Origin of the sequence: Lysobacter sp. BMK333-48F3 (assembly GCF_019733395.1) — a bacterium.
Taxonomy (GTDB): Bacteria; Pseudomonadota; Gammaproteobacteria; order Xanthomonadales; family Xanthomonadaceae; genus Lysobacter.
Genome location: NZ_JAIHOO010000001.1, coordinates 2,408,930 through 2,425,431, shown reverse-complemented (window position 1 = coordinate 2,425,431; position 16,502 = coordinate 2,408,930). Strand labels below are relative to the sequence as shown.

The window sequence follows — 16,502 nt, the reverse complement described above, 5'->3', positions numbered from 1 at the left end:
CGCTGGTGACGCACACTGCCGGCCTTCGAAGGCTACCCGCCCCCGGTCCGATGGCCCAGCTCCTGGTGTTGCACGGCCCCAACCTGAACCTGCTCGGCACGCGCGAGCCCGAGGTCTATGGCCGCACCACCCTGGCCGAGATCGACGCCGACCTGCGCGCCCGCGCCGAGGCCGCCGGCCACCGCCTGGACAGCCTGCAGTCCAATGCCGAGCACGCCCTGGTCGACCGGATCCAGGCCGCGCGCGGCGACGGCACCGCCCTGATCCTGATCAACCCGGCCGCCTTCACCCACACCAGCGTCGCCATCCGCGACGCCCTGGCCGCGGTGGCGATCCCGTTCATCGAGATCCACCTGTCCAACCCGCACACCCGCGAGCCGTTCCGCCGCCACAGCTATGTCAGCGACCTCGCCGTCGGCGTCGTCTGCGGCTTCGGCGCCGACAGCTACCGCTACGCACTCGAAGCTGCCATCAAGCGGCTGGCATCCTGAATCCAACCGGGCCGCGCCCGCGCGGCCCGCCCGACGAATCCCACTTGAGGCCCGTTCCATGGACCTGCGCAAAATCAAAAAACTGATCGACCTGCTCGAGGAGTCCAACCTCGCCGAGATCGAGATCAAGGAAGGCGAAGAGTCGGTCCGCCTGGCCCGCGCGCCGAAGGGCGGCTACGCGGTCGCCGCGCCGGCCCCGGCCGTCTACGCCCCGGCTCCGGAGCGTCCGGCCGCGCCGATGCCGATGCATTCGCCGACCGAAGCGGCCACCGGCGGCAGCGCCAAGGCCGGCAGCGACCTGCCCGACGGCCACGTCGTGCGCGCGCCGATGGTCGGCACCTTCTACGCCTCCCCGGCCCCGGACAAGCCGTCCTTCGTCTCGGTCGGCCAGTCGATCAAGGCCGGCGACACCCTGGGCATCATCGAGGCGATGAAGATGTTCAACCCGATCGAAGCCGACGTCTCCGGCACCGTGCTCAAGATCCTGGCCGAAAGCGGTCAGCCGATCGAGTTCGATCAGCCCCTCTTCGTCATCGGCTGACATGCGCGGGACTCGGGACTCGGGACTCGGGACTCGGCAAGGCGGTACGTCGTCGCGCGCGTTCGCGCGCCGGACGCGACCCGCCGCCGATATCCGATCGCGAGATCCGCTTCGAGTCCCGAGTCCCGAGTCCCGAGTCCCGGAACCTCTATGCTCGACAAAGTCGTAATCGCCAACCGCGGCGAAATCGCGCTGCGCATCCTGCGCGCGTGCCACGCCCTCGGCATTCGCACGGTCGCGGTGCATTCCACCGTCGACCGCAATCTCAAGCACGTCGCCATGGCCGACGAGTCGGTCTGCATCGGGCCGGCGCCGTCGTCGGAGAGCTACCTCAACATGGCCTCGATCATCGCCGCGGCCGAGGTCACCGACGCCCAGGCGATCCACCCCGGCTACGGCTTCCTCAGCGAGAACGCCGACTTCGCCGAGCGCGTCGAGCAGTCCGGCTTCGTCTTCATCGGCCCGCGCGCCGAGACCATCCGCCTGATGGGCGACAAGGTCGAGGCGATCCGGGCGATGAAGGAGGCCGGCGTGCCCTGCGTACCCGGCAGCGGCGGCCCGCTCGGCGACGACAACGCGGCGAACATCAAGATCGCGCGCGAGATCGGCTACCCGATCATCGTCAAGGCCGCCGGCGGCGGCGGCGGCCGCGGCATGCGCGTGGTCCACACCGAAGCCCATCTCAACGCCGCGATCCAGACCACCAAGTCCGAAGCCAAGGCCGCGTTCGGCAACGACATGGTGTACATGGAGAAGTTCCTGGAGAACCCGCGCCACGTCGAGATCCAGGTGCTGGCCGACGGCCAGGGCAATGCCATCCACCTGGGCGAACGCGACTGCTCGATGCAGCGCCGCCACCAGAAGGTGGTCGAGGAAGCGCCGGCGCCGGGCATCAGCGCCGAGCAGCGCGCCGAGATCGGCCGGGTCTGCGTCGAGGCCTGCATCCGCATCGGCTACCGCGGCGCCGGCACGTTCGAGTTCCTGTACGAGAACGGCCGCTTCTACTTCATCGAAATGAACACCCGGATCCAGGTCGAACACCCGGTCACCGAGCTGGTCACCGGCATCGACCTGGTGCGCGAGCAGCTGATGATCGCCGCCGGCCGCAAGCTGTCGATCAAGCAGGAGGACGTGGTCCTGGAAGGCCACGCGATCGAATGCCGGATCAACGCCGAGGATCCGGAAACCTTCATGCCCTGCCCGGGCCTGATCCAGCACTTCCACGCTCCGGGCGGCCCGGGCGTGCGCGTGGACAGCCACATCTACGAAGGCTACCGGGTGCCGCCGAACTACGACTCGATGATCGGCAAGCTGATCGTCCACGGCCCCGACCGCGAGACCGCGATCGCGCGCATGCGCGTGGCGCTGAGCGAGATGGTCGTCGACGGGATCAAGACCAACATCCCGCTGCAGCAGCGCATCCTGTCCGACGCCGGTTTCCAGCAGGGCGGGATGAACATCCACTACCTGGAAAAGCGGCTCAAGGAACAGAAGGAAAAGACGATCTCGATCGTCTGAGCCGCGGCTGCCACGGCGCAAACAGAAACGGCCCGCGTCGCAGGACGCGGGCCGTTTCGTTTGTCTGGTCGATCCGGTCGACTCGCCGGGTCCGCCGGCCCTCCGGCGAAACCGGCGCGCGCGCCGGCAGCGCCCGCAATGCAGTCGCTATCGGCCGCGCCGGCTGGGCACGCGGCGCCGGCTCACCGCAGCGAGGGGTCGACCCACGCCGCCAGATCCTGGACGTCGCCTTCGGTCAGGCCGGCCGACGGCGGCACCAGTGCCGGCGCCTGCTTGCCGCCCTTGCCGCTGGCCGGCACCTGGGTGCCCGGGATCGGCCGCACCCCGCCGCTCGACGACGGACTGACCACCATGACGTACTCGCTGGAGCCGTCCGGCCAGACCACCTTGAAGGTGCTGCCCGGCGGCAGCGACGAGAACGGCGCGCCGCTCTGGGCGCGGTACACCGCCGCGATCTGGGCCGCGCTCAGCGAGCGCAACTCGCTCTTGGAGTCGACCGAGGTCACCGCGACCCGCGACAGGTCGCGGTAGTCGTCGGCGAACACATCGATCATCACCCCGGCGGCGCCGACCGAGTACGCGCTGAGCAGCAGCGCCCAGAAACCGATCTTGGCCGTGGTTACGTAGTGCTTGCGGTTCATTGCACTGTCCTCTTTTCGCCGACCAGCGAATCGACCATTTCATCCACCACTTCCGCCCCCTGACGCGGGATCGCCGCGTCGTATACGAAGCCCGCGAAATCCTGGGTCGGATCCTGCGAGCAGATGCCGCCATTGGCGCAATACGAAGTCATCAACGAGCCTTGCTGGCTGCAGTCCTGGCCGAGCTGGCAGGCCGCCAGCTGCCAGGCCAGTTCCGCGAACTGGGTGCCGGCGACGCGCGAGGCCGAGCCGCGCCGGCCGGTCGAGGCGATGCCCATGCCCGGCGCCAGCGCCGAATACGCTTCCGGGTCCTTCGAGCGCAGCACCCGGTCGACCAGGTTGGTCCGGTATTCCTCGGTCTTCTCCAGCGGCTTGCCGCCGGCCAGCAGCGCGGCCTCGGCCGGCAGGCTGCCGGCCTGCGCCGCTTCGACCTGCTTGAAGAACACCAATTGATAATTGAGCCCGTCGTCCGGCGAGAAACGCGCGCAGCGATCGCTGACCCGTTGCCGCGCGCCGGCCATCGCCGCCGAGGTGCGCAGCTTCATCGCCTCGATCGCGCGCGTGTCGGCGGCATAGTCGACCGGCGCGCTGGAATAGTTCGCGCAGTAGTCGTAGACCCGGCTCAGCAGCCAGATCGCTTCGGGCTCGCCGGCTTCGGCGCGCGAGCGGATCGACTGGGCATAAGCGAACAAGTCCGGCGCCTGCTCGAACTGGACCCGCAGCGCCGACGGCGAGGACGCGCCGCGCGGCACGGCGCGCGGCGCCATCGCGGCCACCGCGTCGTCGCGGGCCGCATCGCCGTGCGCGACCCGCGCCGTGGTCGGCATGACCAGGGCGGCCTGCGCGGCTACGGACGGCGCTTCCACCGGGCGGCGCGCATACACCAGCGCCGCGGTCAGGGCCGCCACGCCCAGCGCCGCCAACAGCGGCCAGCGGCTCACGCGCGACCCCGCCAACGCCGCGGGCGGGCGCTGCTTGTAGTCGGACGTACAGGCATCGGAGATCAAGACCGTTACTCGGCGGGAACTGCTCGGCGGAAAAGGAAGCCTCGCCGCGAGGCGCGACGAGCCCCCCGGCGCCGGCCGGCGGGAACCGCGCGGCGCAAGAGGTGCTTCGCTGAGATGCCGATAGTAAGTCAAGCCGGGCGCCGATGCCTGCGCCCGGATGAATCGTGAACCATTACTCGGTTTGGCCGCGCGGCCGGGGTCCGGCCGCGCGCCTGTTCAGGTTCAGCCGGGGCCGCCGGCCGCGCAGCTGACGTCGTAGCCGACCGCCGAGGGCTCGTAACCGCGCTGATCGCCCTCGGCCGCCTGGTACTCGCCGGCGGTGATCAGGGCCAGCCCATGCCCGGCCGGGTTGCGATAGGCGAAGCGGCAAAAGCCCATGCCGGTGCCGGCGCAGTCCTCGACTTCGGGGAAGGCCTGGATCATGCCGCCGAGGAAGTTCTCGACGCCCTCCTCGCGCTGCGGCGGATCGCCGCGCCAGCCCTGGGCGAACAGGCGCGCGCGCGCCTTGGACAGGTCCAGGCCTTCGATCCGCGGCACCTGCGCCTGGCCGCCGCAGTAGCGGTCCAGCTCGGGCAACGCGGCCAACTCCAGCGCCTGCCCGCGCGCCAGCACCCGCGCGCGCGAGGAATGCAGGCCGCCCACGCGCAGTTCCTCGGCCGCGCCCTCCATCGCCGGCGCCTTGTCCTTGCTCGGATTCCACAGGCCCTGCAGGCCGCTGTCGGCTTCGCTGGTGTCGGCGTTCGGATCGAACACCTGCGCCACCGGCCGGCCGTCGCGGAAGAACAGCACCCGCCCGCCGGGGTAGGTGCAGCCGATGCCGGCCAGCATCACCGCCGGATGCGAGATGCCGACCACCCGGTAGCCGTTCCACTCTTCTTCGGCGAACACCGTCCAGCCGGCCTTGTCGGCGAGGCCGCCCTCCTGCGAGAGCGCGGAGGCGCCGCAATCGCTGGAGTCGGCTTCGCTGGGCAGCGCCGCTTCGCCGGGGCTGGGCAGCGCGCTCAATGCCTCCAGGCGCAGCCCGGGGAACTCGCCGCGCACTTCGATCGCGGCACCGTCGGACGGCGCTTGCGCCGGTTCGGCCGGCGGGGCGCTGGCGGCCGGCAGCGCGTTGGCGGCGGGCGCCGGCGCATCGGCGGTCGCGGCAGGAGCCGCCTCGCGGGCGCAGGCGGCGGCCAGGGCCAGCCCGCCGAGCAGAACCCAGGTGCGCAGGCGCGCGGCGGTCGGGAGATGCGGTTCCATGGCGTATCGCTCCTGTTCGGTGGCGGCACGCTATCTGATCGCCGCGAAACGGGTCAATAATGGCCGCCGTTTCCGTCCCGCGCCGTGCCGATGCCCTTCCTCGAAATCACCCTGCGCTGCAGCGAAGCCGAACAGCCGCGCTACGAAGCCGCACTGGACGACGTCGGCGCGCTCGCCGTGACCATGCTCGACGCCGATGCCGACACCGGCAACGAACACGCCATCCTCGAACCCGGGGTCGGCGAAACGCCGTTGTGGCAGTCGATCGTGCTCAGCGCGCTGTTCCCGCACGACGCCGATGCGCTGGTGCTGCTGGCGGCGCTGGAGTCCTTCGATCCCGACCTGGAATGGACCCAGGTGCAGTTCCGCCGGGTCGAGGACCAGGACTGGGAACGCGCCTGGATGGACCAGTACGAGCCGCTGCAGTTCGGCCGCCGCACCTGGATCGTGCCCTGGAACCAGGAATTGCCCGAAGGCGCCGACGCCGCCGACGCGGCGGTGGTGCGGCTGGACCCGGGCCTGGCGTTCGGCTCCGGCACCCATCCGACCACTTCGCTGTGCCTGCAGTGGCTGGACCGGCTCGCCGACGACGGCGCACTCGGCGGCCGCCGCGTGCTCGATTTCGGCTGCGGCTCCGGCATCCTCGCCCTGGCCGCGCTCAAGCTCGGCGCCGCGCACGCGGTCGGCGTGGACAACGACCCGCAGGCGATCCTCGCCACCGGCGACAACGCCGAACGCAACCAGGTCGGCGAGCGCATCGAGGTCTACCTGCCGCAGGACGAACCGGCGCAGCGCTACCCGGTGGTGGTCGCCAACATCCTCGCCTCGGCCCTGGTCGCGCTGGCCGACACGCTGGCCGCGCGGGTCGAACCCGGCGGCCGCATCGCCCTGTCCGGCATCCTCGCCGGCCAGGAAGACGAGGTGCTGGCCCGCTACGCGCAGGACTTCGAGCAGTTGCGCGCCGACCGCCTCGAAGACTGGATGCGGGTCACAGGCGTGCGCCGGCGCTGAGGCTCCGGGCGTGATTGAATAAACCGATGTTCGTCGCCTGCCCTCATTGCGGTTACCTCGTCGCCCTGATCGTCGGACAGGACGGTCCGGCGCGCTCCTGCCCGCGTTGCGGACGCGCCTTGCCGTCGGCATCGGAGGCGGGGCCGGCGGCCGACGACGCCGCGGCGGACGATCGAGCCGCAGGCGAGACCACTGCGCCGCCCGCAGGCGAGACCGCCGCGCCGCCCGCCGACGATCCGCCGCATGCTGCGCCCGGCGCCGAGCCGCTCGACGCCACGAACGCGGCGCTCGGCGGAGCCGACGACGAGAACGACGAGGGCGCGCACCACAGCGACGGCGAAGCCGCGCAGGAGAGCGTGGACGAAGCGGCGGCCGACGCGGCCGCAGCCGCGCCCGCTGCGCCGTTGCCGCCGCTGACCCAGGCCGCGCCCGAACCGGCGCCGCGCCGCGCGCCGGCGCGCCGCCAAGGCAAGCCCGAAACCGCGGTCGCGCATGTGCGCGCCCAGCCCAGCTTCGTGCGCAGCCGCGCACGCGCGCAAGCCGCCGCGGCGCCGTCGCGGCGACCGTGGCTCGGCCCGCTCGCGGTCGCCGTGCTGAGCCTGGCGCTGGCGCTGCAATTGCTGCTGGCGCAACGCGCCGAACTCGCCGCCGACGCGCGCTGGCGGCCGCTGGTCGCCGGCCTGTGCAGCGCGCTGTCGTGCGCGATTCCGCCGTGGCGCGAACCGGCCGCGCTGACCATGCTCAACCGCAATGTGTTGCCGGTCGACGGCCGCGCCGGGGTGCTGCGCGTCACCGCCAGCTTCCGCAACGACGCGCGCTGGCCGCAGCCCTGGCCGACCCTGGTGCTGAGTCTGGACGACGTCGATGGCCGCCGGGTCGGGCAGCGCGCGTTCTCTCCACAGGATTACCGCAAAGGCCAGCCGTCGGCCGGACTGATCGCGCCGGGACAAAGCGCGGCGGTCCAGTTCGACGTGCTCGAACCGGCGCCGCACGTGGTCGCGTTCACCTTCGACTTCCGCTGAAAACCGACCGTCGCGTTGTCTGCCGCGACTCCCGCGCGCTAGACTCCCCCTCCCGTCGGCGGGCGCGCAACGAGCGCGCCGTACTGATCCCGGCGGACATACCTGCACGGGGACGCACTTGAACGCTCTCAACGACCGCAACGAAGCCGCCCGCTCCGGACCCCGCGTTCCGCTGCGCGATCATGTCGCGACTTCGATCCGTCGTTACCTGGGCGACCTGAACGGCAGCGGCACCGAAAACCTGTACGAGATCGCCTTGCGCGAGCTGGAAATCCCGCTGTTCGCCGAAGTGCTGCAGCACTGCGACGGCAACCAGAGCCGCGCCGCGGCGATGCTCGGCATCCACCGCGCCACCCTGCGCAAGAAGCTGCGCGAGTACGGGCTCGAGTAAGCCTCGCCGCCCTGTAGGAGCGGCGTAAGCCGCGACAACCGCAGCGGCCGAATACCACGCATTCCACCCGAGACGGCCGACAAACGGCCGTTTTTTGTGCGTCCTATCCTGCGCTCGCGGGCGCACGCCGGTTTCGCATGTCCGGTCTTCGGACGCAACGCTTGCGCGCACCGCTGCGGTTGTCGCGGCTGACGCCGCTCCTACAGAAGGCGGCCCGGCCATCCTTGGCGGGGGTGTGGCCGAACAGCGCGCAATGCGCGCATACGGCGCTTCTATCGGCAGCAGGTGCCGTCCATGGCGCTGCTTGCGCGGGCTTCGGAACGCCCGGCCCGGCCATCCTTGGCCGGGCGTGTGACCGAACCAGCGCGCAATGCGCGCTGAGCGGTTCGGTCACACCCACCAATATCGAATGAGGTGGAAGAACACCGGCGCGGCGAAGCACACCGAATCGAGGCGGTCGAGCACGCCGCCGTGGCCTTCGATCATGTGGCCCCAGTCCTTGATTCCGCGGTCGCGCTTGATCGCCGACATCACCAGGCCGCCGTAGAAGCCCATCAGATTGATGACCAGGGCCAAGGCCGCGGCCTGCCAGGGCGAGAACGGGGTGATCCACCACAGCGCCGCGCCGAGCGCGGTCGCCGAGGCCACGCCGCCGACGAAGCCTTCGACCGTTTTCGACGGCGACAGCCGCGGCGCGATCAGGCGCTTGCCGCACAGCTTGCCCCAGACGTACTGCAGCACGTCCGAGGATTGCACCACGATCACCAGGAACGCGATCAGCAGCAGGTTGCGCCCCTCGTAACCGGGGATGCGCAGGTTCAGCAAGGCCGGCACATGGGAGATGCTGAACACGCAGATCATCAGCCCCCACTGCACTTTCGCCGTGCGCTCCAGATAGCGCGTGGTGTCCTCGCCGACCGTCGACAGGATCGGCAGCAGCAAGAACGCGTAGACCGGAATCAGCAAGGTGTACAGGCCGTACCAGTCGGTGTAGACCAGCCAGTACTGCAGCGGCAGGGCCAGATAGAACGCCGCCAGCAAGGCGTAGTAATCGCTGCGCCGGGTCGGGGTGAGGGTGATGAACTCGCGCAACGCGAACAGCGACACCAGCGCGAACAGCACGATCATGCCGACCCGTCCGATCGCGAACGCGACCCCGACCACCAACGCCATCACCCACCAGGCGCGGATCCGCGCGACCAGGTTGGCGATCACCGCGCTCGGCCGGTCGCGGGTGCGCCAGCGCAGGAACTCGGAAATCGCGGTGGCGAACAGCAACACCGCGGCGACGCCGCCGAACAGCAGCACCGAATGCGGTTGCCCGCGCAGGAACTCGATCATGCTTGGCCTCCCTGGCCGTTTTCCGACAACGCCAGCAGCGCGCCGCGCGCGCGCTCCAGGAACGCGTCCTTGCCCTCGTCGGCCTGCAGCCGCAGGGTGTCGCCGAAGGTCGCCGTGCACAGCAAGGGCAGCGGCAGCAGCTTGCCCTTGGGCATGACCCGGGCCAGGTTGTCGATCCACACCGGCACGAACTCCAGTTCCGGGCGACACCGCGCCAGGTGGTACAGGCCGCTCTTGAACGGCAGCAGCGGCTCGTCGCTCTGGTTGCGCGTGCCCTCCGGAAACAGGATCAGCGAACTGCCGCCGTCGACCGCCTCGCACAGGGTCTCGATCGCATCGCGCTTGCGCTGCGCCGGATCGCGCTCGATCAGCACACCGTTGAAGACCTCGCGGATCAGATAGCGGCGCAGCCCGTCGCGCTGCCAGTACTCGGCGCCGGCCACCGGCCGCACGTCGCGGCGCAGCGCCGGCGGCAACGCCGACCAGATCATCACGAAATCGCCGTGGCTGACGTGGTTGCCGTAATACACCCGGTGATCGGCCGAGGGCGCGCAGCGCCACAGCGCGCGCGCGCCGGTCAGGGCCCGGATCGCGCCGCTGAAGCCGGCGGCGAGCAATTGCGAAATCATCGCGACTCCAGTTCGCGCACGATCGCGCGCAGTCGTACCGCCACCGTCCAAGCGGCGCCCAACACCACCGCCGCCAGCGCGGCGGCGAGCAGCCAGGCCACCGCCGCCGCCTGGCCCAGCGCCAGGCCGACCGCGGCCAGGGCCGCGGCCACGCTCATCGCGATCATCCTCGGCCGCCGCGCCATCGGGCCTTCGCGATGCTCGCGCAGGCCGCAGGCCAGGCCGAGCACGCGCACGTAGGCGGTGCCGACCGACAACAGCGACGCAGCCCAGCCCAGGTCCGGCCCCCAGGCCAGCCACGGCGCCAAGCCGTAGCCGACGCCGAGGAACACCAGCGCGTCGGCGAGCCGGTCCGGCGCATCGCTGTAGACCTCGCCGGCCTTGCCGATCAGGCCGCCGCGTCGCGCCAGCAGGCCGTCGAGCCGGTTGCACAGCAAGCGTCCCTGCAGGCACAACGCCGCGAACGCCAGCAGCGCGGCGCCGTAGTGCGGGGGATCGCGCAGGGCGAACAGGAACGCCAGCCCGGCCAGCGCGGTCAGGCCGATCGCGAACAGGGAAATGCCGTTCGGCGTCGCGCCGCTGGCGCGCAGCCGCGCCAGCAAGGCCAGGCGCCAGCCGTCGCGGTGCCGGATCGGTGTGGGTTCGCTCATCTGTCCTTGCCCCTCGCTCAACTGCCGCAGCCGCCGCAACCGCCGCCGCCCCCGCAACTGCCGCCGCCGCTGCAACCGCTGGTGCTGGTGCCGGAATCGTTGGAACTCGACGACACCGGCGTGCGCACCCAGTGATAGTCGACCAGCGCGGTGCCGACCAGGGCCGAACTGCCGGCCACGGCCACGCGCGCGCCGTAGTCGCCGTAGTTCCACGGACGGCGCGAGCCGTCGTGCAGCGCCCAGTCGCCGCTGCGGCTGCGCCGCTGCAGGCTGCACAAGCGCACCACCGTCAACAGCGCCGCCAGCAGGCTCAATACCACCAGGAACCCGACCGGCCGGTCGCGCGCCAGGCCGATGCCGATCTTGCTCAGTCCGAAGCCGATCAGCGCGATCATCGGCAAGACCGCCACCGCACGCGCCCGCCAGTCCTGCGCCGGCGTCAGCCACCACCCTTGCGCGCGCATCGGTTCGGCCAGGTCGTGGTAATGCTCCTCCAGCGCGCGATGCGCCTCGTCGAGGCGCTGCTTGCGCTGCACCAGCGCGGCGGCGGCGCGCAGGCGCTCGGGCAGCGCCGCATCGGTGCGGTCGCGGCGCAGCCAGGCCCGCGAGGCATCGATCTGGCGGGCCGGCCCGGAAAGATCGAGCTTGAACGCCTCGCAGCTCAGCAGTTCGACGATGGCCACGTCGGCGGCGCGCTTGGGCCCGGCGGCCAGGAAACCCAGCTCCACCGGATCCTCGACCGTGCGCTGGCTGCGCCGGTTCGGCCCGCGCAGCGCGCGTTGCGCGGCGCCGCCGGCGACGAAGGTCCAACCCAGCAAGGCCACGTACAGGGCCAGGAATCCGCCACCGCGCCACTGCAGCGGAGCGGCGGTGCCGTTGGCCGTGGCGCCGAGCGCGAACGTGGCGAGCAGCAGCGCGCTCCAGATCCGGAAAGCTCGTCCGAGTCCGCGCGGCTCCGAAGGCCACGGCAGCCCGATGGACGGCCGTTCCGCCGCGGCGGGCTCCGCCGGCGCCGCCGGTTCGGCCTCGCCCCAGAATCGCGCCGGCGGCTCGCCGAAGAAGAAGCCGTAGCTGGTGCAGGTATCGCGGTACTGCCGGCGATGGCGCTCGTCCTCGGCGGCGCCGCCGCGCGAGGGCGCGTGATGCAGCGGCCGTTGCAGCACCTGCGGGCAGAACCGGTCCCAGTAGTCGCGGGTGTCGGTGACGTGGGCGTGCCAGACCCGGTCGACGAACTGGCTCGGGGTGACCGGATGCCCCGCCTCGACCGCCAGGAAGCAGAAGCGCCGGTACTCCTCCAGCGCCGCCAAGGCGGTCTCGCGGTCGCAGCCGCACTCGTGCGCGACCCGCGACACGAAGGCCTCGCCCTGGTCGCCGCCGAAGCGGTAGTCCTGCAGCCGTTGCCACAAGGCCCGTTGCGCGTCGGTCCAGACGCCTATCGTGCCGCTCATCCATTCGCTCCGGCCATGCTTCCCCACCCGGGACGGTCCAGCAAGACCGCGCTCGACAGCAACAGCAACTGCAATCCCAGCGCGATCGCCTGCCGCCGCAACAGGCCCAGCGCGCCGCGCCAGCGCGCGTCCCAGTCGCGGCCGGCGCGCGCGGCCGGCAGCAGGCGCAGCCCGATCAGCCCCGCATCGAGCCGCCGCGCCGCGTCGGCGGGATCCTCGCCGGCCGGCGCGGTATCGGCCAGGGCTTGCAGCAGGCGCGCATCGAAATCGACTCGCAGGGCGTAATAGGCCTGCGCCAGTCCAGCGGCGATGCTGCCGAGCAGGACCACATCGGACAGCCACGCCGTCGACAGCCACCACCCGGCCAGCGCCGCCGCGAGCAGCAACAGCGAAATCGCCCGCAGCCAGCGTCCCTGCGCCAGCAATGCCGCCATCGCGCGCAGTTCGAATCCGCCGGCGTTCATGCGGCTTCGCCCCCGACCGCGCTCATCGGCAGCGGGGCATCGCCGTCCAGGCAAGCCTGCAGGGCGCGCCGGTGCGCCGGGCCGAGCACGATCGCCGGCCGCGCCCGGCGCAGGGTATCGATCGCCGCCTCCAGCGAATGCGCGCGGCCGCTGCGCAGCAGCCAGGCCGCCACCGCCGCGGCGCTGCGCGAATAGCCCAGCGCGCAGCAGACCAGGACCTCGCCGCGCGCGCGCAGGCGTTCGATGTCCTGCGCCGCCTCGGCCAGTTGCGCCGGCGTCGGCGCGACCAGGTCCAGCATCGGCCGCACCGCATCGCCCTCGCGCCGCACCGGCAACGACAGCTCGGCGCTGCAATCGACGATGGCGGCGAAGACGCCGCGTTCGCCCGCGCCCGGCACCCGGCCGAGCCAGACCCCGTCGGCGACCGCGACCGGTTGCGGCGCGCGCCGGGTCCACCAGCGCGAATTGAGCCAGGCCGCCAGCAGGTACGGCGCGAACAGCCAGCGCGCGGCCATGCTCAGGCGGCCGTCGGCGCGCTTCTGGAAGCCGTTCGCGCCGAGCAGGGCGTAATTGATCGCGACCAGCGCCAGCGACAAGGCCGGCCACAGCAGCCACCACGCGGCCCCACGCAGCCACCAGGCCGCCGCCGTGCATGCCGCCGCGCCCAGCGCGTACAGCGCCGCCAGTTTCCAGCGTTGCGCGTCGCGCGCCAGGGCCGCGCCACGCCACGGCGCCGGCGCGCGCTCGGGCCACAGCCATACGCACAGCCAGCCGGCGAGCAGGCCGGTGGGGATGTCGACGAAGTGGTGCTGGTAGGTGGTCAGCACCGACACGCCGATCAGGGCGAACCAGCCGTGCAGCAGCCAGCGCCAGGCCCCGCGCAGGTGCGCGGCGAAGCGCACCCACAGCACGATCAGCAGCACGATGTGCAGCGACGGCGCCTGGTTGAAGGGTTTGTCGAAGCCCAGCAGCACGTCGAACAGCCAGCCGAACACGCCGTCGCTGTCCGGGCGCTGGAACGAGAAGCGCAGCGGCCACAGCAGGAAGCAGGCGATCGCGATCGCCTGCGCGGTCAGCAGGCGCAGGCCCTGGGTATCGAGTTCGCGGCGGTCGCGACAGACGAACAGCGAGATGCCGTAGAACAGGTCGATCGACCAGTACGGCACGATGGTCCAGGCCCAGAACGGGATCGCCCGCTCCCAGTCGAACACGATGCTGGGCACGCCGGCGCGCGCTGCGGCCACGCCGTTGGCGTAGCCGTAGCTGAGGAAGAACAGCGGCGCCAGCACCAATAGCCACAGTGCGGCGCGTCCCCACGAACGCCGCCCGGGCGCGCCGGTCATGCGCCGACCCGCTGCGCCAGGGACACGGTGAAGATGCCGAACGCGTCGATGCGCTGCTCGACCTTGCGGAAGCCGGCCGCGCGCACCAGCTCGTCCATCTCCTGCTGGCTGCGCCGGCGCATCACCCAGGCCGCGCCGCCGCGGTGGCTGGTCAGGGCGCGGGCGATGAACTCCAGCTGCGGGTGCCAGGGCTGGCCGGTATAGACCAGGAAGCCGCCCTCCGGCACCGCCGCGGCCAGGCCTTCGAGCGAACGCCGCACCTGGTCGTTGTCGGGGAACAGTTCGTACAGGCCCGACACCACCGCCAGGGTCGGACGCGGATCCAGCGCGGCCAGGGCGTCGCGGTCGAAGGCGTCGCCCTGGTCGAAGCGCGCCAGCGCGCCGGCGCCGAGTTCCTCGATCAGGGCCCGGCCCTTGTCGACGTTGAGTTCGCTGTAATCGCGCAGGCGCACCGAATCGGCCTGCGCGCCTTCGCCGGCCAGCGCCTCCAAGGCGTAGCGGCCGTGGCCGGCGGCGATGTCGATCGCGTGCACCGGCAACCCGGCCGCGCGCAAGCGGCGCATCGCCTCGCGCAGCAGTTCGTTGAGGTGGCTGCGGCGCACGCGGATGCCGCGCCAGCCGATCGCCTCCAGGTAATTGCGGTCCACCATCCGCCCGAGCGGGCCGGTGCCGCGCGCCTGGTTTCGATAGACGTAGTCCAGGCTGCTGCCCGAATCGAAGCCGGTGTCCAGGCCGAGCTTGATCCCTTCCGACAGCTTGCCGCCGAAGCGCAGGCCGGCGCGGACGAAGCGCCAGCGCAGGTCGGCCAGCGACCAGCGTTGCGGCGGCCAGCTGAGCTTTTCCGATTCCTCGAAGCTGGGGCCGCTGCGGTGCGCGTCGGCGAGGTCGGCGCGGCGCAGCGGCTCGGCGAAGCGCGCCTGCAGGAAGCTGCGGATGCGGTTGACCGCGGCCGCGCGGCCCTTCTCGCCGAGAGTGTCGTGGTAGAAGCCGTCGAGCAGGTGGCGTTCCTTGATCGGCGCGCCGAGGTTTTCGTAGAAACGGTCCTGCGGCCCGCGGTGGACCACGAAGTCCGCGCCCGAGACCAGCAACTGGGTCGGCACGGTGATCGCCTGGGCGTCGGCGACGACGCGGTCGGCGGCCTCGTACAGGCCCAGCAGCACCCGCACCGAGATCGGCCGGGCGATCAGCGGGTCCTTGCGGTAGCTCTCGACCCGCTCCGGGTCGTGGGTCAGCCATTGCGGCTGCACGTAGCTGTTGACGAAGAAATTGCCGCGCAGCGCCTGCATCAGCTTCAGGCCGGGACGGGCCAGCGGCACGTACAGCTTGACCTTGAACGCCGGCGAGGCCAGCACCAGCGCGCGCAGGCGCGGCGCGTAGTCGTGGACCCAGGTCGCGGCCACCACCGCGCCCACGCTCTGCGCGACCACCGCCATGTCCTCGACCGCGACCCCGTGCTTGCCGCCGATGTGGGCGACGAAACGGTCCAGGTCGCGCACCAGCGCCTCGAAACCGGGCGCGTCGCCGCGCTCGCCGGGCGAGCGGCCGTTGCCGCGCGCGTCCCAGGCGAATACGTCGTATTCGGCCAGGTTCAGTTCGTCGACCAGGTGCGCGACCCGGCCGGAATGTTCGTGGCCGCGATGCAGCAGCACGATCGCCCGGCGCGGCTGGCCGGCGACGGGCGCCGGCGCCGGCCAATGCCGGTAGAACAGCTCGGTGTCGTCGAAGCTGGCGAAATAACGTTCCTGCGCTTCCCTCACGGGTGGTCTCCTTGTCGTTCCTGCACCGCGTCCTGCGCGGCATCATGCCGCAAACCGGCGCGGACGCGGCGCACCACCGTCCACGCGCACAACACACTCAACAATCCCAGGGCCGCATCCACCGTCGCCGCGCCGATCCAGCCGCCGGCCAGCAGCACGCCGAGCAGGCCGACCGCGAAGGCGCGGTCGCTCTTGCCCATCGGCCCGTCGTAGCGGCGCGGCGCGCCGACCATCGGCCCGAGCACGCCGGCGTACTCGGTCAGCGCGGCCAGCACCACGAAGGCGATCAGCGGCGCCGGCATCAGCCCGGGCACGGCGAACAGGGCCAGGTACAGCGCGCTGTCGGCGACCACGTCGGCCAGTTCGTTGAGGTAGGCGCCCAGCCGCGACTGCTGGCCGAACTCGCGCGCCAGCATGCCGTCGATGGCGTTCATCGCCATGCGCAGGAACATCCAGCCCGGCAGCAGCAGGAACAGCGCCGGCCGCGCCGTCGCGCCCCAGCCCACCGCCGCGGCGACCGCGAGCGAGACCAGGGCCGCGGCCACGGTCACCTGGTTGGCGGTGACGCCCAGCGCATGCAAGCGCCGCACCAGCGGCCGCAACAGGGCCTGGAAGCGTCCTTTCAAAGCGTAGATCGAGGCCATCGGCTCCTGCGTTCCTTCGCGCCCGGTGGGCGCCGGCGGACAGCTTAGCCGCTGCGCGCGGCCGCGGGCCCGGGGCGGGCGCGCGATCGGCGCGGTATAGCGCCAGTAGCCCGGGCGGGGCCAGCGGCGGCACTGCGGGCTTGAGGGGCAAGAGCAAATCCCCCCTGCCCCCCTTTTTCAAAGGGGGGAACTGCAAAAGCCGATGAGTATGGGAAGGCCACGAACCAACCCGATCGCCTCCCCCCTTTGAAAAAGGGGGGCAGGGGGGATTTGCCGTTGCTCTTGCCCTTGCCTTTGGCCCCACCGTCCCCTCCCCATACCGCCCTGAACGGACCGGCCGCCCGCCCCCGGCGGCTATAATT

16 protein-coding genes and 1 pseudogene are annotated in these 16,502 nt (G+C 71.6%); 6 read left to right on the top strand and 11 right to left on the bottom strand.

Annotated features, from left to right (window positions below; genetic code table 11):
- Positions 1 to 50: 50 nt before the first annotated feature.
- The 3 genes from aroQ (at position 51) to accC (ending at position 2,550) form a co-directional block, all read left to right on the top strand.
- Positions 51 to 491 carry a type II 3-dehydroquinate dehydratase gene (gene aroQ, locus K4L06_RS10335; protein ID WP_221671306.1) on the top strand — a complete coding sequence of 147 codons (441 nt, stop codon included), beginning with the start codon at positions 51 to 53 and terminating at the stop codon, positions 489 to 491.
- 58 nt (positions 492 to 549) lie between these two features.
- Complete coding sequence (gene accB, locus K4L06_RS10330) at positions 550 to 1,032, top strand: acetyl-CoA carboxylase biotin carboxyl carrier protein (RefSeq protein WP_221671305.1); 483 nt, start codon at positions 550 to 552, stop codon at positions 1,030 to 1,032.
- Between the two features lie 150 nt (positions 1,033 to 1,182).
- Entirely contained in the window at positions 1,183 to 2,550 is a 1,368-nt protein-coding gene (gene accC / locus K4L06_RS10325; protein WP_064746090.1) for an acetyl-CoA carboxylase biotin carboxylase subunit, read from the top strand.
- Positions 2,551 to 2,840: 290 nt separating this feature from the next.
- On the opposite strand, the pseudogene K4L06_RS10320 reads toward accC, so the two are convergent.
- From K4L06_RS10320 to K4L06_RS10310, 3 genes and pseudogenes are all read right to left on the bottom strand, one after another.
- Positions 2,841 to 3,191, bottom strand: a pseudogene (locus K4L06_RS10320) (hypothetical protein); the annotation flags it as partial.
- Complete coding sequence (locus K4L06_RS10315) at positions 3,188 to 4,132, bottom strand: hypothetical protein (RefSeq protein WP_343225751.1); 945 nt, start codon at positions 4,130 to 4,132, stop codon at positions 3,188 to 3,190. The gene K4L06_RS10315 and the pseudogene K4L06_RS10320, both read right to left, overlap by 4 nt.
- 288 nt (positions 4,133 to 4,420) lie before the next feature.
- Positions 4,421 to 5,440, bottom strand: coding sequence for a hypothetical protein (locus tag K4L06_RS10310; protein ID WP_221671304.1), 1,020 nt, complete (start codon positions 5,438 to 5,440; stop codon positions 4,421 to 4,423).
- 90 nt (positions 5,441 to 5,530) lie between these two features.
- On the opposite strand from K4L06_RS10310, the gene prmA reads away from it, so the two are divergent.
- From prmA to fis, 3 genes are all read left to right on the top strand, one after another.
- A complete protein-coding gene (gene prmA, locus K4L06_RS10305; RefSeq protein ID WP_221671303.1) occupies positions 5,531 to 6,451 on the top strand; it encodes a 50S ribosomal protein L11 methyltransferase in 921 nt (306 codons plus the stop codon).
- A gap of 14 nt (positions 6,452 to 6,465) precedes the next feature.
- Positions 6,466 to 7,473 (top strand): DUF3426 domain-containing protein, encoded by a 1,008-nt coding sequence (locus tag K4L06_RS10300; protein ID WP_255595050.1) that lies wholly within the window; start codon positions 6,466 to 6,468, stop codon positions 7,471 to 7,473.
- Positions 7,474 to 7,591: 118 nt separating this feature from the next.
- Positions 7,592 to 7,864, top strand: coding sequence for a DNA-binding transcriptional regulator Fis (gene fis, locus K4L06_RS10295; RefSeq protein ID WP_031370276.1), 273 nt, complete (start codon positions 7,592 to 7,594; stop codon positions 7,862 to 7,864).
- 390 nt (positions 7,865 to 8,254) lie between these two features.
- On the opposite strand, the gene K4L06_RS10290 is transcribed toward fis, so the two are convergent.
- From K4L06_RS10290 to K4L06_RS10255, 8 genes are read right to left on the bottom strand one after another with little or no spacing between them, the layout of a single operon-like run.
- A complete protein-coding gene (locus K4L06_RS10290) occupies positions 8,255 to 9,205 on the bottom strand; it encodes a phosphatidate cytidylyltransferase (protein ID WP_221671302.1) in 951 nt (316 codons plus the stop codon).
- Complete coding sequence (locus tag K4L06_RS10285; protein WP_221671301.1) at positions 9,202 to 9,834, bottom strand: lysophospholipid acyltransferase family protein; 633 nt, start codon at positions 9,832 to 9,834, stop codon at positions 9,202 to 9,204. Before K4L06_RS10285 ends, K4L06_RS10290 begins: the two co-directional genes overlap by 4 nt.
- Positions 9,831 to 10,484 (bottom strand): CDP-alcohol phosphatidyltransferase family protein, encoded by a 654-nt coding sequence (locus K4L06_RS10280; RefSeq protein ID WP_221671300.1) that lies wholly within the window; start codon positions 10,482 to 10,484, stop codon positions 9,831 to 9,833. The genes K4L06_RS10285 and K4L06_RS10280 overlap by 4 nt, the downstream gene beginning before the upstream one ends.
- A 17-nt stretch (positions 10,485 to 10,501) precedes the next feature.
- The gene (locus K4L06_RS10275) at positions 10,502 to 11,932 is read right to left on the bottom strand and encodes a TIGR04222 domain-containing membrane protein (RefSeq protein WP_221671299.1); all 1,431 of its coding nucleotides are present in this window, start codon (positions 11,930 to 11,932) and stop codon (positions 10,502 to 10,504) included.
- Positions 11,929 to 12,396, bottom strand: coding sequence for a hypothetical protein (locus K4L06_RS10270; protein ID WP_221671298.1), 468 nt, complete (start codon positions 12,394 to 12,396; stop codon positions 11,929 to 11,931). The genes K4L06_RS10275 and K4L06_RS10270 overlap by 4 nt, the downstream gene beginning before the upstream one ends.
- A complete protein-coding gene (locus K4L06_RS10265) occupies positions 12,393 to 13,739 on the bottom strand; it encodes a phosphatase PAP2/dual specificity phosphatase family protein (protein ID WP_221671297.1) in 1,347 nt (448 codons plus the stop codon). Before K4L06_RS10265 ends, K4L06_RS10270 begins: the two co-directional genes overlap by 4 nt.
- Positions 13,736 to 15,496 (bottom strand): bifunctional alpha/beta hydrolase/class I SAM-dependent methyltransferase, encoded by a 1,761-nt coding sequence (locus K4L06_RS10260; protein WP_221671296.1) that lies wholly within the window; start codon positions 15,494 to 15,496, stop codon positions 13,736 to 13,738. Before K4L06_RS10260 ends, K4L06_RS10265 begins: the two co-directional genes overlap by 4 nt.
- On the bottom strand, positions 15,493 to 16,140 hold the full coding sequence (locus K4L06_RS10255) for a CDP-alcohol phosphatidyltransferase family protein (protein WP_221671295.1): 648 nt from the start codon (positions 16,138 to 16,140) through the stop codon (positions 15,493 to 15,495). The genes K4L06_RS10260 and K4L06_RS10255 overlap by 4 nt, the downstream gene beginning before the upstream one ends.
- Positions 16,141 to 16,502 lie beyond the last annotated feature (362 nt).

Bases quoted from the DNA above. Each gene is read 5' to 3' on its own strand.
- aroQ (WP_221671306.1), top strand. From the start codon at position 51: ATGGCCCAGCTCCTGGTGTTGCACGGCCCCAACCTGAACCTGCTCGGC.
- accB (WP_221671305.1), top strand. From the start codon at position 550: ATGGACCTGCGCAAAATCAAAAAACTGATCGACCTGCTCGAGGAGTCC.
- accC (WP_064746090.1), top strand. From the start codon at position 1,183: ATGCTCGACAAAGTCGTAATCGCCAACCGCGGCGAAATCGCGCTGCGC.
- K4L06_RS10310 (WP_221671304.1), bottom strand. From the start codon at position 5,440: ATGGAACCGCATCTCCCGACCGCCGCGCGCCTGCGCACCTGGGTTCTG.
- prmA (WP_221671303.1), top strand. From the start codon at position 5,531: ATGCCCTTCCTCGAAATCACCCTGCGCTGCAGCGAAGCCGAACAGCCG.
- K4L06_RS10290 (WP_221671302.1), bottom strand. From the start codon at position 9,205: ATGATCGAGTTCCTGCGCGGGCAACCGCATTCGGTGCTGCTGTTCGGC.
- K4L06_RS10285 (WP_221671301.1), bottom strand. From the start codon at position 9,834: ATGATTTCGCAATTGCTCGCCGCCGGCTTCAGCGGCGCGATCCGGGCC.
- K4L06_RS10280 (WP_221671300.1), bottom strand. From the start codon at position 10,484: ATGAGCGAACCCACACCGATCCGGCACCGCGACGGCTGGCGCCTGGCC.
- K4L06_RS10275 (WP_221671299.1), bottom strand. From the start codon at position 11,932: ATGAGCGGCACGATAGGCGTCTGGACCGACGCGCAACGGGCCTTGTGG.
- K4L06_RS10270 (WP_221671298.1), bottom strand. From the start codon at position 12,396: ATGAACGCCGGCGGATTCGAACTGCGCGCGATGGCGGCATTGCTGGCG.
- K4L06_RS10265 (WP_221671297.1), bottom strand. From the start codon at position 13,739: ATGACCGGCGCGCCCGGGCGGCGTTCGTGGGGACGCGCCGCACTGTGG.
- K4L06_RS10255 (WP_221671295.1), bottom strand. From the start codon at position 16,140: ATGGCCTCGATCTACGCTTTGAAAGGACGCTTCCAGGCCCTGTTGCGG.